The sequence below is a fragment of the Syntrophomonas erecta subsp. sporosyntropha genome, assembly GCF_055395365.1.
This window is the reverse complement of sequence record NZ_AP042459.1, coordinates 509,665-526,123: the sequence shown is the minus strand read 5'-3', so window position 1 is coordinate 526,123 and position 16,459 is coordinate 509,665. Positions and strand designations below refer to the sequence as shown.

Annotated in this window: 14 protein-coding genes; 13 read left to right on the top strand and 1 reads right to left on the bottom strand. The window is 42.7% G+C overall.

Features of this window, described 5'->3' with window-relative positions; genetic code table 11:
• The first annotated feature begins 49 nt into the window (after positions 1-49).
• The 3 genes from deoC to recO are packed head-to-tail and all read left to right on the top strand — an operon-like array spanning position 50 to position 2,404.
• Positions 50-736 carry a deoxyribose-phosphate aldolase gene (gene deoC, locus ACZ5Q0_RS02380; protein WP_446819628.1) on the top strand — a complete coding sequence of 229 codons (687 nt, stop codon included), beginning with the start codon at positions 50-52 and terminating at the stop codon, positions 734-736.
• A complete protein-coding gene (locus ACZ5Q0_RS02375) occupies positions 729-1,643 on the top strand; it encodes a hypothetical protein (protein ID WP_446819630.1) in 915 nt (304 codons plus the stop codon). The genes deoC and ACZ5Q0_RS02375 overlap by 8 nt, the downstream gene beginning before the upstream one ends.
• Positions 1,640-2,404, top strand: a complete 765-nt coding sequence (gene recO / locus ACZ5Q0_RS02370) for a DNA repair protein RecO (protein WP_446819631.1) — start codon at positions 1,640-1,642, stop codon at positions 2,402-2,404. The genes ACZ5Q0_RS02375 and recO overlap by 4 nt, the downstream gene beginning before the upstream one ends.
• Positions 2,405-2,432: 28 nt before the next feature.
• On the opposite strand, the gene ACZ5Q0_RS02365 is transcribed toward recO, so the two are convergent.
• Positions 2,433-2,735: a hypothetical protein gene (locus tag ACZ5Q0_RS02365; RefSeq protein ID WP_446819633.1), complete on the bottom strand. Its 303-nt coding sequence runs from the start codon at positions 2,733-2,735 to the stop codon at positions 2,433-2,435.
• A 480-nt stretch (positions 2,736-3,215) separates the two neighbouring features.
• Between ACZ5Q0_RS02365 and glyQ the strand changes: the two genes are divergently transcribed.
• From glyQ to rpoD, 10 genes are all read left to right on the top strand, one after another.
• Positions 3,216-4,124, top strand: a complete 909-nt coding sequence (gene glyQ / locus ACZ5Q0_RS02360) for a glycine--tRNA ligase subunit alpha (protein WP_446819634.1) — start codon at positions 3,216-3,218, stop codon at positions 4,122-4,124.
• A gap of 4 nt (positions 4,125-4,128) precedes the next feature.
• On the top strand, positions 4,129-6,198 hold the full coding sequence (gene glyS, locus ACZ5Q0_RS02355) for a glycine--tRNA ligase subunit beta (RefSeq protein ID WP_447182678.1): 2,070 nt from the start codon (positions 4,129-4,131) through the stop codon (positions 6,196-6,198).
• A gap of 93 nt (positions 6,199-6,291) precedes the next feature.
• Positions 6,292-6,942: a helix-turn-helix transcriptional regulator gene (locus ACZ5Q0_RS02350; RefSeq protein ID WP_446820726.1), complete on the top strand. Its 651-nt coding sequence runs from the start codon at positions 6,292-6,294 to the stop codon at positions 6,940-6,942.
• A gap of 3 nt (positions 6,943-6,945) precedes the next feature.
• Entirely contained in the window at positions 6,946-7,767 is an 822-nt protein-coding gene (locus ACZ5Q0_RS02345; protein ID WP_446819637.1) for a pyruvate, water dikinase regulatory protein, read from the top strand.
• Positions 7,760-10,405, top strand: a complete 2,646-nt coding sequence (gene ppdK, locus ACZ5Q0_RS02340) for a pyruvate, phosphate dikinase (protein ID WP_446819639.1) — start codon at positions 7,760-7,762, stop codon at positions 10,403-10,405. Before ACZ5Q0_RS02345 ends, ppdK begins: the two co-directional genes overlap by 8 nt.
• Before the next feature lie 241 nt (positions 10,406-10,646).
• Positions 10,647-11,534 carry a peptidoglycan-binding protein gene (locus ACZ5Q0_RS02335; protein WP_446819641.1) on the top strand — a complete coding sequence of 296 codons (888 nt, stop codon included), beginning with the start codon at positions 10,647-10,649 and terminating at the stop codon, positions 11,532-11,534.
• A 162-nt stretch (positions 11,535-11,696) separates the two neighbouring features.
• Positions 11,697-12,308 carry a flavodoxin family protein gene (locus ACZ5Q0_RS02330; RefSeq protein WP_446819642.1) on the top strand — a complete coding sequence of 204 codons (612 nt, stop codon included), beginning with the start codon at positions 11,697-11,699 and terminating at the stop codon, positions 12,306-12,308.
• Positions 12,309-12,383: 75 nt separating this feature from the next.
• The gene (locus ACZ5Q0_RS02325) at positions 12,384-13,475 is read left to right on the top strand and encodes a deoxyguanosinetriphosphate triphosphohydrolase (protein WP_446819643.1); all 1,092 of its coding nucleotides are present in this window, start codon (positions 12,384-12,386) and stop codon (positions 13,473-13,475) included.
• 58 nt (positions 13,476-13,533) lie between these two features.
• On the top strand, positions 13,534-15,312 hold the full coding sequence (gene dnaG, locus ACZ5Q0_RS02320; protein WP_446819644.1) for a DNA primase: 1,779 nt from the start codon (positions 13,534-13,536) through the stop codon (positions 15,310-15,312).
• A complete protein-coding gene (rpoD, locus tag ACZ5Q0_RS02315) occupies positions 15,309-16,397 on the top strand; it encodes an RNA polymerase sigma factor RpoD (RefSeq protein WP_446819645.1) in 1,089 nt (362 codons plus the stop codon). The genes dnaG and rpoD overlap by 4 nt, the downstream gene beginning before the upstream one ends.
• Positions 16,398-16,459 lie beyond the last annotated feature (62 nt).

Sequence of the window (16,459 nt, the reverse complement as noted above, 5' to 3'; positions counted from 1 at the left end):
TGGTCGTGATGAGTGTATTGGTTTGGTAAGCTTGGAGGAGAGATTTTAGATGCTGGCAAGCTATCTGGATAGTACTAATCTAAAGCCGGAGGCCACTAGTCATGATATTGAAAAGTTGTGCCGGGATGCTGCCCTATATCATACTGCAGCAGTGTGTGTCCACCCCTACAGGGTGGAAGGGGCAGTAGAGCAGCTTAAAGAAACAGGGGTTAAAGTATGTACGGTTATCGGTTTCCCGCTGGGGGCAAATCAGATAGAAACTAAGCAGTATGAGGCGGGTATAGCTTTACATGATGGAGCCGCCGAATTAGATATGGTTCTAAATCAGGGTGCCATTAAGGATAAAGACTATAATCTAATTAAACGGGAAATAGACAGTTTAGTAGCTCTCAAAAAGAAACACCCCTTTAGCTTAAAGGTTATTGTGGAGACTGCCCTTTTGGGGCAACAGGAATTAGCCAATTTGACTAAATTGGTTAGTGATTCTGGTGCCGATTATATAAAAACATCGACCGGGTTCTCCACCCGGGGGGTTTCGCTGGGGGACATTGATATCATAAATGCTAACCGCTTCAATGGTTTAAAAATCAAAGCGAGTGGCGGTATTAAGACCCTGAATTTTGCTTTACAGTTAATTGAAGCGGGAGTAGAACGTATCGGTACTAGCAGTGCCCTGCAGTTGATAGAGGAGTTTAAGAAATGGGAGGGCTATCGGGGCGATAGTTTTTATGTCTAGGCGTTTTTGGCTAATTATCATGATTGCCAGTCTTTATATTTATATAATGAGCCATAACCCTCCTGAATGGTTAAAATCTCTGGGTTATAATCACCTGCTGGACTGGTATTCTGTTTACATATGTGAACAGGCTCCGGTAGAACTAGTATACAATCCAGGTTTAAAAACCTTGACTACCGAGGGCAAATTAGAAGTAAAGTCTTTTATTCCCGATGGTCGGTATAACTATGGCGACCGGCTGGAGAACGCTCTAAAGGAAGGTTACCAGGTGGTGGTGGAATGTTCGGGAATGGATGCCTGGCATACTTCCAGTCAAGGGAAAAAATTTCTGGATAGAATGTATCCTCAGTTTTACCGGGTAGTAGTTTTTGATGGAGGTCACCATCTGCCTACCCTGGGCTTGCAACCAGATGTAATTTTGGTTCCAGTTCTAAGAGGTTATGCGGTGCATAGCTATACACAGGACGGGATCAAGGTAGATATCCTGGTTGAATTAGCCCGTGAGGCCGGGATACCGACGGTAATAGCTACTGTGCCTCGTTGGGGCTTAGTAAAACGGGATAAATGTCTGGATAAATTAGCCCTGCGGACCATTACCAGGGCAGGTTATACATCTAAAACTAATATCGGCTCCTCACAAGCCAGCCCGGGCGTTGGGAAGATTAACGGCCGGGTATTTGCTTATGTAGGAGTTAATAACGCTAAAAGTCCTGAACAATTAGCTGCGGTGATTAAAAATATGCAGGGAGAACTACATAGGGTTTATCTGGCTTTCGACTATGGGGTAATTGACCTTGAGTCAGCTATCCGGTTTACCAGAAAGTTGTCGGGGTATCTAAAGGTAGAGGTAAAACGGGTTAACGAACCTGTAAAAATAACCACTGCCTGGTGGGGTGAAAAAAGATGAATTACCGTTCCCGGGCCATTGTGCTTAAAAATATGGATTACCAGGAAACTGATAAATTAGTTACAATATTTACCGAACAGGAAGGTAAGATAAGAGCTATTGCCAAGGGTATAAAAAAACCGGGCAGTACTTTGAGGGCTTGTATTCAACCTTTTTGTCATTCATTGCTCTATTTGAGGCCAGGTCGTAACCTGGAGTTAGTAACTCAGGGGCGATTAAAGGATTTTTATGGTAACCTCCGGGAGGACATTAATGGGACCCTGCAGGCTATGTACCTTATGGAACTTTTAGATAAATCACTTATGGACCGGGTGGCTATGAAATCCCTTTTTAATACCACGGTGGAGGTTTTAGAGTACCTGGATCTCCATGGGCTTAACCCGCTGGCTATTCGCTATTTTGAACTGAAATTGCTGATTTACCTGGGTTACCAGCCGGTGCTGGTTCAATGTGTCAGATGTGGTCAAACGGTGACTAATAATAGGGAATTTGATCTAGCTGAAGGAGGTATGATCTGTGCTACCTGCAGCCAAAATTATACCAGTAGGTGGGTTATGTCCCTGTCAGGAGAAACGTTAGCGTTATTACGTCTACTGATGCAGCGTAATCTTATTGCTATAGACCGGGTTAAGGCTAGTCCGACTGCACTTAGACAATTGGAATGGTTTACTGAGAAATATATGGAATACCATCTGGAGAGAAGGTTTGTTGTAAAAAAAACCATTCGTTCTATGAAAACCTTATTAACCGGGGATGGATAGTATATATCTTTAGCAGCTATAATGATATCTAACCAATAGTCTTTTGAAGCTCTTCATCAAGGAATAGCATATCCCATAAAAATAGAAGGGATAGAAAATTACTTAAGCCCAATTGTTCCATGATATGAGTAGTATCACCATTATATTTTTGAAATGCCTCTATTAGCCGGTATTTATGCTGGTTATAAAAATGGTTTGTAAATTCTACGGCCTCAGCTGTTTCAGTATAGTCTTCGTTTAAGAAACCAGCTTTAACAAGTTCCAGCCTAGCTTCTTCCCCCAAAACATTTACCAGACACAGGGAAAAGAAAATGTGTTCATTCGTATTCATTTTGCACCAACCCCTGTCTTTATAATTCTCTATATAGGGCATTATTCCTGCTCGATAAGTCCTAATAATATAAAAAGACATGACCTAAATACTATATGATTTAATGTATTCTGACTATGATATCTGTTTATGGGTTAAGATATAAGGTAAAGTAATGGTTTAAAAAATTACCCCGTAAGCTTTAATTGACAAACTCGGAGGACGGTTGGTAAACTGATTATGAATTTCATACCAATGAACGATGATGAAGAGGAGTAGGAAGGTTTGCCTGGGCCAGAGAGCCGGGTCTGGTGGGAACCGGTAAGGAAGCATTCTGAAAGGCGCTTCGGAGTTGCAGGAGGAACGCCGTATTAAGGTTAGTAAAACCTGCCCCTATAAGGTGGGCTCACCAGAGCCAATCAGGGTGGAACCGCGGGAAAACCCGTCCCTGTCCAGGGGCGGGTTTATTTAATGGATAAATTTATGAGGAGGTTAACGGTTGTGAACTTTCAGGAAATCATCTTGCGGTTGCAGGATTACTGGGCTAGACAAGGCTGCATTATTCAGCAGCCCTATGATGTGGAAAAGGGTGCCGGAACTATGAACCCGGCTACTTTTCTGAGGGCACTAGGCCCTGAACCATGGAAAGTAGCTTATGTGGAGCCTTCCCGCCGGCCTACTGACGGACGTTATGGAGAAAATCCGAATCGCCTTCAGCATTACTACCAGTTTCAGGTTATATTGAAACCGTCTCCTGATAATGTTATTGATCTTTATCTGGAAAGCCTGAAAGACTTGGGTATAGATGCGGGTGAACATGATATACGTTTGGTGGAAGACAACTGGGAATCTCCTACCCTGGGTGCCTGGGGGCTAGGCTGGGAGATTTGGCTGGATGGAATGGAAATCACCCAGTTTACCTATTTTCAGCAGTGTGGTGGTTTTGATTGTTTTCCGGTATGTGCGGAAATTACTTATGGTTTGGAACGTATTGCTATGTTTATCCAAAACCGGGAAAGTGTATATGATATAGATTGGGTAAATGGGATTACCTATGCTGATGTGCATCATCAGACGGAAGTAGATTATTCACAGTATAATTTTGAAATAGCTGATGTAGCTTCATTGATGACCATGTTTAGCCTGTGTGAAAAGGAAGCTATCCAGGTAGCAGAAAAACACCTGGTACAGCCGGCTTATGATTATGTTCTTAAATGCTCTCACCTTTTTAATCTTTTAGATGCCCGGGGTGCGATAAGTGTTACGGAGAGAACCGGCTATATTGGCCGAATACGCTCTCTGGCCCGTATGGTAGCGGCTGAATATCTGGAACAGAGGCAACGACTAGGTTATCCTCTATTAAAGGATGAGGAGCTTCGCCGGCAGGTATTGAAAGAGGAGGTGCAATAAATCGGTGAGCAAAGATTTTTTACTTGAAATCGGGGCGGAAGAAATTCCTTCTGCTTATCTGCCTGCAGCTATAGGTGAAATAAAACAGTTAACTATTAAAAAATTAGGGGAAGGGCGGTTAGATTACCAGCAGGTTAATGTTTATGCCACTCCCAGAAGATTGACATTGCATATAAAGGAACTGGCTGAATATCAACGGGATGCCACTATCGAAAACCGGGGTCCTAAAAAAAACATTGCTTTTGATTCTCAGGGTAACCCAACTAAAGCAGGTTTAGGTTTTGCTCGCGGTCAGGGAGTAGCCTTTGAAGATCTACAGATACGGGAAGCTGGTGGAATTGAATACCTGTTTGCAGTAAAAGTAGAAAAAGGTAACCCGGTACAGGAAGTATTGCCAGCTATGATGGAAGAATTGATTAAGTCCATATCTTTTCCCAAATCAATGCGCTGGGGATTTTTTCACCAGCGTTTTGCCCGTCCCATCCGCTGGTTACTGGCACTTTACGGTGAGGAAATTATGCCCCTTAATATGGAGAACATTTCCAGCAGCAACCAGACTTATGGCCATCGCTTTCTAGCCCCGGGACCCTTTGCTATCCACAGTGTACCGGAATATTTTACTTGTCTTAAACAAAGCTATGTGATCCTCGACCAAGATAAACGAAAACAAATTATAAGCGAACAAATTAAGGAGACTGCTCAACAAGCAGGTGGAAAAGCCATGGAGAATAGCAAACTATTGGAGGAAATAACTTATCTGGTGGAATATCCTACTGCTTTTTTCGGTAGTTTTTCTTCTTCTTATCTAGAAGTACCGCCGGAAGTATTAACCACTTCAATGATAGAGCACCAGCGCTATTTTCCAGTGTTTGATGCCAACGGATCGTTACTACCAGGTTTTATCGGAGTGCGCAACGGTATTGATAAACACTTGGATATCGTCCGGGCCGGAAATGAAAGGGTATTAAAAGCCCGGCTGGAGGATGCCCTGTTTTTCTGGAAGGAGGATACGAAAAAGCCCCTGGAAAGTATGGTAAGCGGTTTGGCGGCAGTTATGTTCCATGAACGTTTAGGCAGCATGATGGAAAAGATTGAACGTATGCAAAGGATAGCTGTTTATATCGCGGATGAGACTGGTCTGGGAGATAAAAAATTTGTGGAACGGGCGGCCTGGCTATGTAAAGCGGATCTGGTAAGTAGTATGGTACATGAATTCCCAGAATTACAAGGGATTATGGGACGTTACTACGCCCAAAAGAGTGGGGAAGATGAGGAAGTAAACCAGGCTATTTTTGAACATTACCTACCGCGGTTTTCGGGGGATATTTTACCTGCCACTGGTACTGGTATAGTTCTAAGTCTGGCTGACAAAATATATAATCTGGTAGGTTGCTTTTCTATCGGTATCCGTCCCACTGGTTCTCAGGATCCCTATGCGCTGCGTCGGCAAGCCCTGGGAATTGTCCATGTTATATTAGATCAGGGCATAAAATTAGACCTTGAAAAACTGATTGAACGGACCTATGGGGAGTTTGTTCCGATAAATCCGGATTATGAACTTAATGATACTGTAAAAGACGTTATAGATTTTATCATGCAAAGACTAAGAGGGGTTTTATTAGAGCGGGGATTTTCTTATGATGTTATTGATGCGGTACAGTATGCGGGGCTGAAAAGGATTGATGATTTTTTCCAGCGGGTACAAGTAATTCAGCAATTTAAAAACAACCCTCTTTTCGAGGATTTTATGGTGGTATATAACCGATCGAATAATTTAAGCAAAAAATGGTCCAGTCAGGATGTGAATGAGCAGGTTCTCGAAGATGATAGTGAAAAAGAGCTATTTGCTTGCTTAGCTCCGCTACAGACCCGGGTAATGCAAAATGTGAATAGCCAGGATTATCTGGCTGCTCTAACAGCTATCGCTGAAATTCGTCCTTATCTGGATAGTTTTTTTGAAGCTGTTATGGTTATGGTGGAAGATGAAGACCTTAAAGCAGCTCGCCTGGGAATGTTAAAAAAGGTGGTAGGTTTTTGTCATACTATCGCTAATTTTGGAAAGGTAGTACAATAAAAACTAATAAACAGGATTCCTTTTTGCTAATATAGTATATATAATTAAAATGATTTAACCCAAAAAGTATAGCATAATTGGTGGGTGACTATGATCGAACTAAGTGACAGGCAGGAAAGAATCCTTGAAATTGTAAAAGAAAATGGTCCTATAACGGGGGAAAAAATTGCAGAAATGTTAGGTGTGACCAGGGCAGCTCTTCGTCCTGATCTGGCAGTCCTGACCATGTCCGGTTTTCTAGAGGCTAAACCCCGGGTAGGTTATACTTACCGGACTGGACGGGTAGAAAACCGAATACGCAGGATTTTAAATCAGTATCGGGTAAAGGATCTCCAGTCTATACCAGTAGTGATTAAGGAAAATTGCAGTATTTATGATGCCATCGTTACTATGTTTATGGAAGATACGGGCAGTATCTTTGTGGTAGGGGAAGACAATTACCTAACCGGGGTTGTATCACGTAAGGATTTTTTAAAAACTACTCTGGGGCAGGCTGAGATTCATAAGGTGCCTATTAGTGTTATTATGACCCGCATGCCCAATATTGTTACGACTACCCTGGATGAAACTGTAGTAGAAGCAGTAAGAAAGATAGTGGAACATGAAGTAGACAGTCTCCCGGTAGTTAAGTGCTTCATTGATAGCGAAAGTGAAGAACGCTATGAAGTGGTTGGAAAGGTAAGTAAAACTAATATTGCCAGGCTGTTTTTAGATCTGGCATGTAACAGGACTGAGGGGGTATAAATTTTGACCAATCATTTACCCGGTGTATATATTGTGTCTGACTCCATTGGCGAAACCGCCGAAATGGTGGTGCGGGCTGCTGCCAGCCAATTTAATTCGGGGACCATGGAGATAAGGCGCGTTCCTAATATATCAGATACCGATACCCTGGATGAAATCGTCCAGCAGGCCGCGGCCCACGGGTTTATGATCGCTTACACCCTGGTAGTGGATGAACTGGGGTTTTACTTGCGGGAAAAGGCTCATGATGCTAATGTTGTTTGCATCGATGTTCTAGGCCCATTAATGCAGGCCTTTAAAAGTGTAAGTAATATTGAGCCCAAAAAAGAAGCGGGTTTACTGCGTAAGGTAGATGAAATGTATTACCGGAGAGTTGAAGCAGTTGAATTTGCAGTTCGTTATGATGATGGAAAAGATCCCCGGGGTATAAACCTGGCTGATATAGTGCTGGTAGGAGTATCTCGCACGTCTAAAACTCCTCTATCCATGTACTTGGCGCATAAGCGGATTAAAGTGGCTAATGTGCCATTAGTTCCAGAGGTTGCCCCTCCTGAGGAGTTATTTAAGGCCGAGAGGGGCAAGGTGATTGGCCTGGTTATCCAGCCTGAACAGCTTAATCATATTCGGGCGGAGCGTTTAAAGACTTTAGGCCTTAAGGGTCAGGCTAGTTATGCCAATTATGAGCGTATCCTGGAGGAACTCGAGTTTGCCCGTGATGTTATGAAACGACTGGGTTGCCCGGTTATCGATGTTACCAATAAGGCTGTAGAAGAAACAGCTAGCAAGATATTAGAAATCTATTATAGGAGGCTAAGCAATGTCTAGCAAAAAATATGTCTACCTTTTTGAAGAAGGCAATTCAGACATGCGTATGCTGCTGGGTGGCAAAGGAGCAAACCTGGCAGAAATGACCCGCATTGGGTTACCGGTACCTCCCGGTTTCACCATAACTACTGAAGCCTGTAATGCTTATTTAGCATCCGGAGAAAAATTCCCCGAGGGAATGCTGGAAGAAGTATTTGCAGCTCTTAGTAAGCTAGAGACCCGTACCGGAAAGAAATTTAGCCAACGGGAAAATCCGTTACTAGTTTCCGTTAGGTCGGGAGCCGCTATATCTATGCCAGGTATGATGGATACTATTCTAAACCTGGGTTTAAATGATGAAACAGTTAAAGGTTTAGCTGACCTTACCGGGGATGATCGTTTTGCCTATGATTGCTACCGGCGGTTTATTCAGATGTTTAGCGATGTGGTACTAGGTATTGAACATGCTACTTTTGATGATTTGATCGAAAGATATAAACGCAAGCTCAGTTTAATTTTTGATTATGAGATCCCTGCAGAAGAACTTATGAATATCATTAATGATTATAAAAATATAGTCAGGGAAGAAAAAGGATTTGATTTTCCTCAGGATGTTAAAGAACAGTTATCTATGGCTATTCAGGCGGTGTTTAGTTCCTGGAATAATCAGCGGGCTATTGTTTACCGCCGTTTAAATAAAATTGATGACAGCCTGGGTACAGCCGTTAATATTCAGTGTATGGCTTTTGGAAACATGGGAGAAAACTGTGGTACCGGGGTAGCTTTTACCCGTAATCCTTCCACAGGTGATAAAGAACTTTATGGTGAGTTCCTAATAAATGCTCAGGGCGAGGACGTAGTAGCCGGGATCAGAACCCCTACTCCTATATCCCGTTTAAAAGATGAACTTCCTCAAGTGTACCAGCAGTTTGTTGACACCTGTATAAAACTGGAAAATCACTATCGTGATATGCAGGATATTGAATTTACTGTGGAAAAGGGTACCCTTTATATGTTGCAGACTCGCAATGGCAAGCGGACTGCCCGGGCATCGGTCAAAATTGCCGTTGACATGGTAAACGAAGGAATCATTAGTAAAGAAGAGGCTTTGCTGCGTGTAGATGCTGAACAGATCAATCAACTGCTGCATCGTCAGATTGACACTAGCATTGACCTGGAACCTATAGCTACCGGGCTGCCAGCTTCCCCAGGCGCTGCCTGTGGGAAGGTCATATTTGATGCTGATCAGGCGGAAAAATTAGGGGAAGCAGGCCAAAAGGTTATCCTGGTTCGTAATGAAACTACTCCTGATGATATTCATGGCATTGTTTACGCCCAGGGGGTTCTGACCTCCAGGGGAGGTATGACTTCTCATGCTGCAGTGGTAGCTCGGGGTATGGGCAAACCATGTGTCAGCGGTTGCGAATCTATTAAGATTGATCTGGTGGGGCGCCAATTTACGGTTAATGATGTAGTAGTAAAAGAAGGCGATATTATAACCATAGATGGGGCTACCGGTAGGGTTCTTCTGGGGGAAGTGGCTATGATCGAGCCTACTTTATCCGATGAATTTGAAACTTTATTAGGATGGGCTAATCAGGTTAAAAAACTGGAGATACGTGCTAATGCTGATGCCCCGGGAGATGCGGCTAAAGCCCTTGAATTTGGAGCTGAAGGTATAGGCCTCTGCCGTACTGAACATATGTTTATGGCTACTGAACGTTTGCCTATCGTTCAGGAAATGATTTTATCTGATTCCTTAGAAGCACGTGAAAAAGCACTGGCTAGATTACTTCCTTTCCAGCGGGAGGATTTTCATGGGATATTAAAGGTAATGGCACCTAATCCGGTTACTATCCGGTTATTAGATCCACCTTTACATGAATTCCTTCCTAATCATGATGCACTATTACTGGAAATTGCTGAGCTTAAACATCAAAAGGCTGATCAACGCATTATCCTTGAGAAGGAAGAACTATTGAAAAAAGTCAACAGCCTGGCCGAGTCAAATCCTATGCTGGGACATCGTGGTTGTCGTCTGGGGGTTACTTATCCGGAGATTTACCGGATGCAGACCCGGGCTATTTTTGAAGCTATGGTAAAATTAAAACAGGAGAATATCGAAACCTATGTGGAGGTAGAGATACCCCTGGTTATGGATTTGGCCGAGTTAGAGCTTCTTAAAGCCGAAATAAATGATGTTTACCAGCAGGTTAAAGGGGAAACAGGGGTGGAATTAAACTTTGTAATTGGAACTATGATCGAGTTGCCCCGGGCCTGTGTAACAGCAGATAAAATTGCTAACCAAGCTGATTTCTTCTCCTTTGGGACCAATGACTTAACCCAGACTACCTTGGGATTTAGCCGGGATGATGCGGAAGGTAAGTTTATCCCGATTTATCTGGAGAAAAAGATTATAAAAGATAATCCCTTTGCAGTTTTAGACCGTAACGGTGTAGGTGTTCTCATGCGCCTGGCAGTAGAAAAAGCTCGCAGTAGCAAGCCTGGTATTTTAATGGGTATTTGTGGTGAGCATGGTGGAGAACCCAGTTCAATTGAGTTCTGCCATATGATCGGATTAGATTATGTAAGTTGTTCACCGTACCGGATTCCCATTGCTCGTTTGGCTGCGGCCCAGGCTGCTTTGAACAATAAATAGTTGTATGAAAGGTTAAGCCGTATTTAAAAGCACCTCCTCTTAAAAAAGGGGGTGCTTCTTTTATAGGATATTATGCCATGACATGGGGAATGGTTCTAATTATGATTAAAAATTATTATTTTAAAGGTCCCTATCCTTTATTCTAGAAATGAGTTGGATAAAGCCTGGTAAGCAGTTTTGAAGATGGCGTTATATTAAGGATAAAATAGAAATGATTTTACTATAAGGGAGTGATAAATAGATGCCATCAATTAAACGCAGCACTATACTGGCGGTTATTGTAAGTCTGGTTATGTTAACCGGTGTTTTAACCATGCCGGTCGCTGTTTTAGCTGACTACGGTTTTAGCTCCCTATACTGGGGCAGCCGGGGGGAAGATGTTTTAAATCTGCAGCGAGATTTAACTGGTTTGGGTTTTAACACCTATGGAGTTGATGGGGTTTTTGGGGTTAAGACCTATAATGCAGTTACCGCTTTTCAGGAAGCTAATCAAATTCCGGCTACTGGTACAGTAGGGCCGATTACCAAAAGCAAACTTGAGTCTTTAACAGGGCAGATACATACGGTACAAATAGGTGATACCCTCTACAAAATTGCCTTACGTTATGGTACAAGCGTGACGGCTTTAAAGAAATATAATGGTATTTATACCGATATTATATACCCGGGAATGAAATTAATGGTTGCTGACAATTCTAATTCGGGTATGGGGCATAATGCTAGTAGTAAAGTAGAATTAGCTGACTGGTGGAAAATAGTGGATCAGGTGTTTGCTCGCGGGGATGTAGCCACGGTAACTGATGTTTCTACGGGTATAACCTTTAGGGTGATCCGTTCTGGTGGCACTAATCATGCTGATTGTCAACCGCTTACTGCTGCTGATACTGCTAAAATGAAGCAGGCTTATGGCGGGTCCTGGAGTTGGAATCGACGGGCTATAATTGTGTCTATCGATGGCCACCGTTTTGCAGCTTCACAGAACGGAACGCCTCACGGTAACCAAACCATCTATAATAATAATTTCCCAGGTCATTTTTGTATGCACTTTTTAAATAGCCGGACTCATGAAACCAACTGGGTTGATACTGCCCACCAGGCAGCAGTTAGCCAAGCAGCTCGCTACCAATAATATATTATTAGTCTCAAAAAGGTAAGAAAAGAGATGTTTATCAAATAATCAGTCTTACTAAGAAAAAAAGTCCCCTATAGGGGACTTTTTTCTTATTGGAGTTTAAAAAAGGAATCCGTGCCTAAGTGTAGTATTTACATAAAAGAGAGAGGAGTGCGCATAGTGTCTGATCTTTTAATTATAGGAATTAATGGTAGTCCCCACAAAAATGGTAATACGGCTCATTTATTACAAATTGCTCTTGATTATTGCTCTGGTAAAGGTGCTAAAACCCATTTGATTAATTGTACCGAGGTTATGCGTGACCAGAGTACTCCTTTTTGTATGGCCTGCTCATCACCTTGTTCAACCCGGTGCTTTCAAGGTAAACGTCTGGAAAAAGAGTTGGAGCTAATCACCAGGGCTGATGGGTTAATTGTGGGTAGTCCGGTTTATTTTGGAACCGTATCGGCCCAACTTAAAGCTTTTTGGGATAAGACCCGCTCTTTGCGTACCGATAAAAAACTATTAAACACCGTGGGAGGAGCTATTACAGTAGGTGGTTCAAGGTTTGGTGGTCAGGAAACAACCCAGAGAGCTATTCATGATATATTTTTGGTGCAGGGAATGATTCTGGTTGGCGATGGGTATTATGAAGATGATTGTGGTCATATGGGAGTTGCTGCGCAACGGCCTTCTGATGCGGATACCAATGCGGTTGAGCGTACCCGTATACTGGCCAAGCGAATTATGGAAGTTGCCCAGGCTACTCGAATGTTGAGGATACGACCATAACACGGGATGACAATGTAAATTAAATCCTTTGGCCAGAGCCGAAGGATTTTTTTCCCGGAAGAGGTGAGAAATACTATGCAGGTACGACAGGAAATCGAAGCTAGAGAAAAGAAAATACTTGCTCCCTGGGCAGCCTTAAGCTGCCAGACAACTGGCCGTGAGTTTAAAGAGGAGCCTGATCCTATCAGAACCTGTTATATGCTGGACCGCGACCGGGTAGTTCATTCCAAATCCTTTCGTCGCCTTAAGCATAAAACCCAGGTGTTTATCGCCCCGCGAGGGGATCATTATCGCAGTCGTCTCACCCATACGCTGGAGGTTAATCAGATTGCTAAGACCATTGGTGCAGGGTTAAATTTAAATTTGGATTTAATTGAAGCTATAGCGCTGGCCCATGATGTGGGGCATACTCCGTTTGCCCATGCCGGAGAACAGATACTGGATAGCTTGCTCAGCAGTGGTTTTAGACATAATGAGAATAGTATCCGTGTACTTACCAGGGTTGAACAGCATAAAGGGAAAAATGGGCTTAACTTGAGTAAAGAGGTATTAGATGGAGTATTGCACCATAGTGGATATGGCAATAATGAAAACCTGGCAGGAACACTTGAAGGACAGGTGATCAGGCTTAGCGATAAGATAGCTTATGTACAGCATGATATTGATGATTCTATCCGGGCTGGTTTATTGACTCTGGATCAAATCCCCCGGAAATACCTGGAAGTTTTAGGAGAAACCCATTCCAAGCGCATAGCGACTTTAGTTACTGATACTATTTCCTATACCCGTCAACTTTTAGAGAAAGACCCGGATAAGGCTAAAGTTGAACCTAGCCCCATCGTGGAAGAAGCACTACGGGGATTACGCCAGTTCATGTTTGAAACCATCTATCGGGGATCAGTATGCCAGGCAGAACGCAGCCGGGCTATGTTTGTGGTGGAACACTTATTTCATTATTATATGCATCACCCCTTGAAGATGAGTCCCCTATACCAGAAGATAGCTGATGAAGAGGGGCTGGAAAGAGCAGTAGTTGACTATATATCAGGTATGAGTGATGCTTACTGTATTACTCTTTTTCAGGATATTTATATACCCCAGTCACTGGTACCTGGTGAGGAAAAGTTGTTTTTACCAGTAGGAGTCGACGACCAAGGATCTAATTAGACAATTTTCGAATATTTAGAAGGAATTTTATTGCACACATAGAATAGTAGGTGAGGTAGTGGCGCTATATAATAATCAAATTGTCCGGGAAATAGAAGATAGATTAGAAATACTTGATATCGTAGCAGAAACGGTTAATCTGGTACGTAAAGGAAACCGTTACTGGGGAATATGTCCATTCCACCAGGAAAAAACTCCTTCATTCTGCGTCACACCAGAAAAAAATATGTTTTATTGTTTTGGATGTCATGCTGGTGGGGATATGTTTTCATTTATTATGAAAAGGGATGGACTACAATTCCCGGAAGCTCTGGAATTATTGGCACGCCGGGCCGGGGTGGAATTAGCGGTTCCCCGGGCCGGCTCCAAGGAAGACCGGCGTGGAAAAGTATTGGCTGTAAATCAGGCCGCTGCTGAGTTTTACCAACAGGTTCTTTTAAATACTGATGGTCGTCAGGCCAGGAAATATTTGCAACAGCGTGGGGTTTTGAGGGAAACTGCCGAGAAGTTTAAATTAGGTTATGCGCCGGCGGGGTGGAACAGGTTGGAGGAATACCTTTTTAAAAAGGGCTTTTCAGAGCAATATGTGAAATTATCAGGACTCATTAAGCGTAATGAACAGCAAAATCGATTTTATGACCTGTTTCGAGAACGTATAATATTCCCTATTCAAAACCACCGGGGTGAGGTGGTGGGCTTTGGGGGGCGAGTATTAGATGCCAGTTTACCTAAGTACCTTAATACCCCAGAAACAGAATTGTTTTCCAAGCGGCATAACCTGTATGGGTTATATCAGGCCCGGCAGTCAATTCGGGCCCAAAATAGTGTTTTATTAGTAGAAGGGTATATGGACTGTATTAAGCTGTACCAGGCTGGTGTAGAAAATGTAGTAGCTTCTCTTGGTACTGCGTTGACCCGGGATCAAGGTGTGTTAATCCGCCGCTATGCTGAAGAAGTAATTATTTTGTTTGATGGGGATGAAGCCGGACAAAGAGAAACTATGAGAGCTATTGAAGTTCTAGCTGCTGAACAGTTGCGTATATGGGTGGTATCACTTCCTGGGGGAAAAGATCCGGACGAATATATGGAATTGTTTGGAAAAGAGGAATTTTTGCAATATATACAGAATAATAGATTAAGTTATATAGAATTTAAGATAAATCGATATATTAATAATGCCAAAGATCTTACCCTGCAGACTAAAATTAAAATCATTCAACGCCTTAAAGAAGATATCAGGCGGTTGGATAGTGAAATTGCAAAAGAGCATTATACCCGTATTCTGGCTCAAAAGTTAGAACTGGAACAAAATCTTGTTTCCCGGGAGTTAAAGGCAGAAAGAGCCAGAAAAGAAGGCATAAAAAGGAATAAAACCAAAATAGTTAGAGATAATATAGAATACGGTAATTATAGTCTGGAAGAGAAAATATTGGCAGCTATGTTATTTAATCCGAGGATTTTTGGGCAAATTAAAGCGGCCATAGGTTTGAACTTTACTGCGGATAGTGAATACCGTCAGCTATTACAGTATTTTAATCAAATTGAAGGAAATCCAAAGGATAGATTAGACGAACTAAATATTATGGCCCGGGAGAACGGTCTGGAAGCGGTTTTGGCTCGTTTGGTAATGCTTGGCGAAGATGGTCCTGCTATTAATCAGGTTGAGCTAACCAGCTTTATAAAACGGGTACAGCTACGGAGAGCAGAGCAACGCTGGCAACGTATGTACCGGACTATCAAAAACTTAGAAACCTCAGGAGATTTTGATAGCTTATTACGATTTATTCTTGATATAGATACCTTTTTAAATGATACCCAGAGAGGGGGGATACGATGAAACTGGACAAAAAATTAGCAGAAATGATTAGTGTACTGGCTGAAAAAGGGAAAAAGGAAAAAAACCTTTCCTACGAAGAAATTATAGATGATCTGCAAGGATTTAATCTTGATCCCGATAATATCGACGATATACTTGAACACCTGCAGTCTCTGGGGATAGGCATTAGCCCGTACAATGAAAATGATGCTGATGATGATGAAGACGATGAGATTGAAAGTGTTAAGAAAACTAAAACGGCTGTTCCCGATGGTATTGAAATAGATGACCCGGTCAGGATGTACCTTAAAGAAATCGGACGGGTAGCATTGCTCAGTGCTGAAGAAGAAGTAGACCTGGCTCAACGAATTGAAGCGGGCGAAGATGAAGCCCGTCGTCAGTTAGTAGAAGCTAACTTACGGTTGGTAGTCAGTATTGCCAAGCGCTATGTAGGACGGGGTATGTTGTTTTTAGATCTTATCCAGGAAGGTAATCTAGGTTTAATGAAAGCGGTAGAAAAGTTTGACTACCGCAAGGGATTCAAATTTAGTACCTATGCTACCTGGTGGATAAGACAGGCAATTACCCGGGCTATAGCGGATCAGGCACGTACTATTCGTATTCCGGTCCATATGGTGGAAACCATAAATAAACTATCCCGGGTACAGCGTAATTTATTGCAAACTCTGGGGCGGGAACCGACCCCTTCGGAAGTGGCTGCTGAGATGGATATACCTGTAGAAAGAGTTATTGAGATAATGAAGGTAGCTCAGGAGCCAGTTTCACTTGAAACCCCGATCGGCGAAGAGGATGACAGCCATTTGGGTGATTTCATCACTGATGAAGAGGCGGAATCACCAGAGGAATCAGCCTCATTCGTACTGTTGCGTGAACATCTGGATGGAATTTTGAACACTCTGACCGAGCGGGAAGAGAAGGTGCTTCGTCTCCGGTTTGGACTGGATGACGGACGACCCCGTACTCTGGAAGAGGTAGGCCAGGAATTTGGGGTAACCCGTGAGCGAATTCGCCAGATTGAGGCTAAGGCTCTTCGAAAACTACGTCATCCTTCCCGTAGTAAAAAGCTGAAGGATTACATTGAATAGGTAACATTCAGTGAATTTTCATAACTGGATGTTGACAAGACCCCAGAGCCCGATATATAATA

Bases quoted from the DNA above. Each gene is read 5' to 3' on its own strand.
- deoC (WP_446819628.1), top strand. From the start codon at position 50: ATGCTGGCAAGCTATCTGGATAGTACTAATCTAAAGCCGGAGGCCACT.
- ACZ5Q0_RS02375 (WP_446819630.1), top strand. From the start codon at position 729: ATGTCTAGGCGTTTTTGGCTAATTATCATGATTGCCAGTCTTTATATT.
- recO (WP_446819631.1), top strand. From the start codon at position 1,640: ATGAATTACCGTTCCCGGGCCATTGTGCTTAAAAATATGGATTACCAG.
- ACZ5Q0_RS02365 (WP_446819633.1), bottom strand. From the start codon at position 2,735: ATGAATACGAATGAACACATTTTCTTTTCCCTGTGTCTGGTAAATGTT.
- ppdK (WP_446819639.1), top strand. From the start codon at position 7,760: ATGTCTAGCAAAAAATATGTCTACCTTTTTGAAGAAGGCAATTCAGAC.
- ACZ5Q0_RS02335 (WP_446819641.1), top strand. From the start codon at position 10,647: ATGCCATCAATTAAACGCAGCACTATACTGGCGGTTATTGTAAGTCTG.
- ACZ5Q0_RS02325 (WP_446819643.1), top strand. From the start codon at position 12,384: ATGCAGGTACGACAGGAAATCGAAGCTAGAGAAAAGAAAATACTTGCT.
- rpoD (WP_446819645.1), top strand. From the start codon at position 15,309: ATGAAACTGGACAAAAAATTAGCAGAAATGATTAGTGTACTGGCTGAA.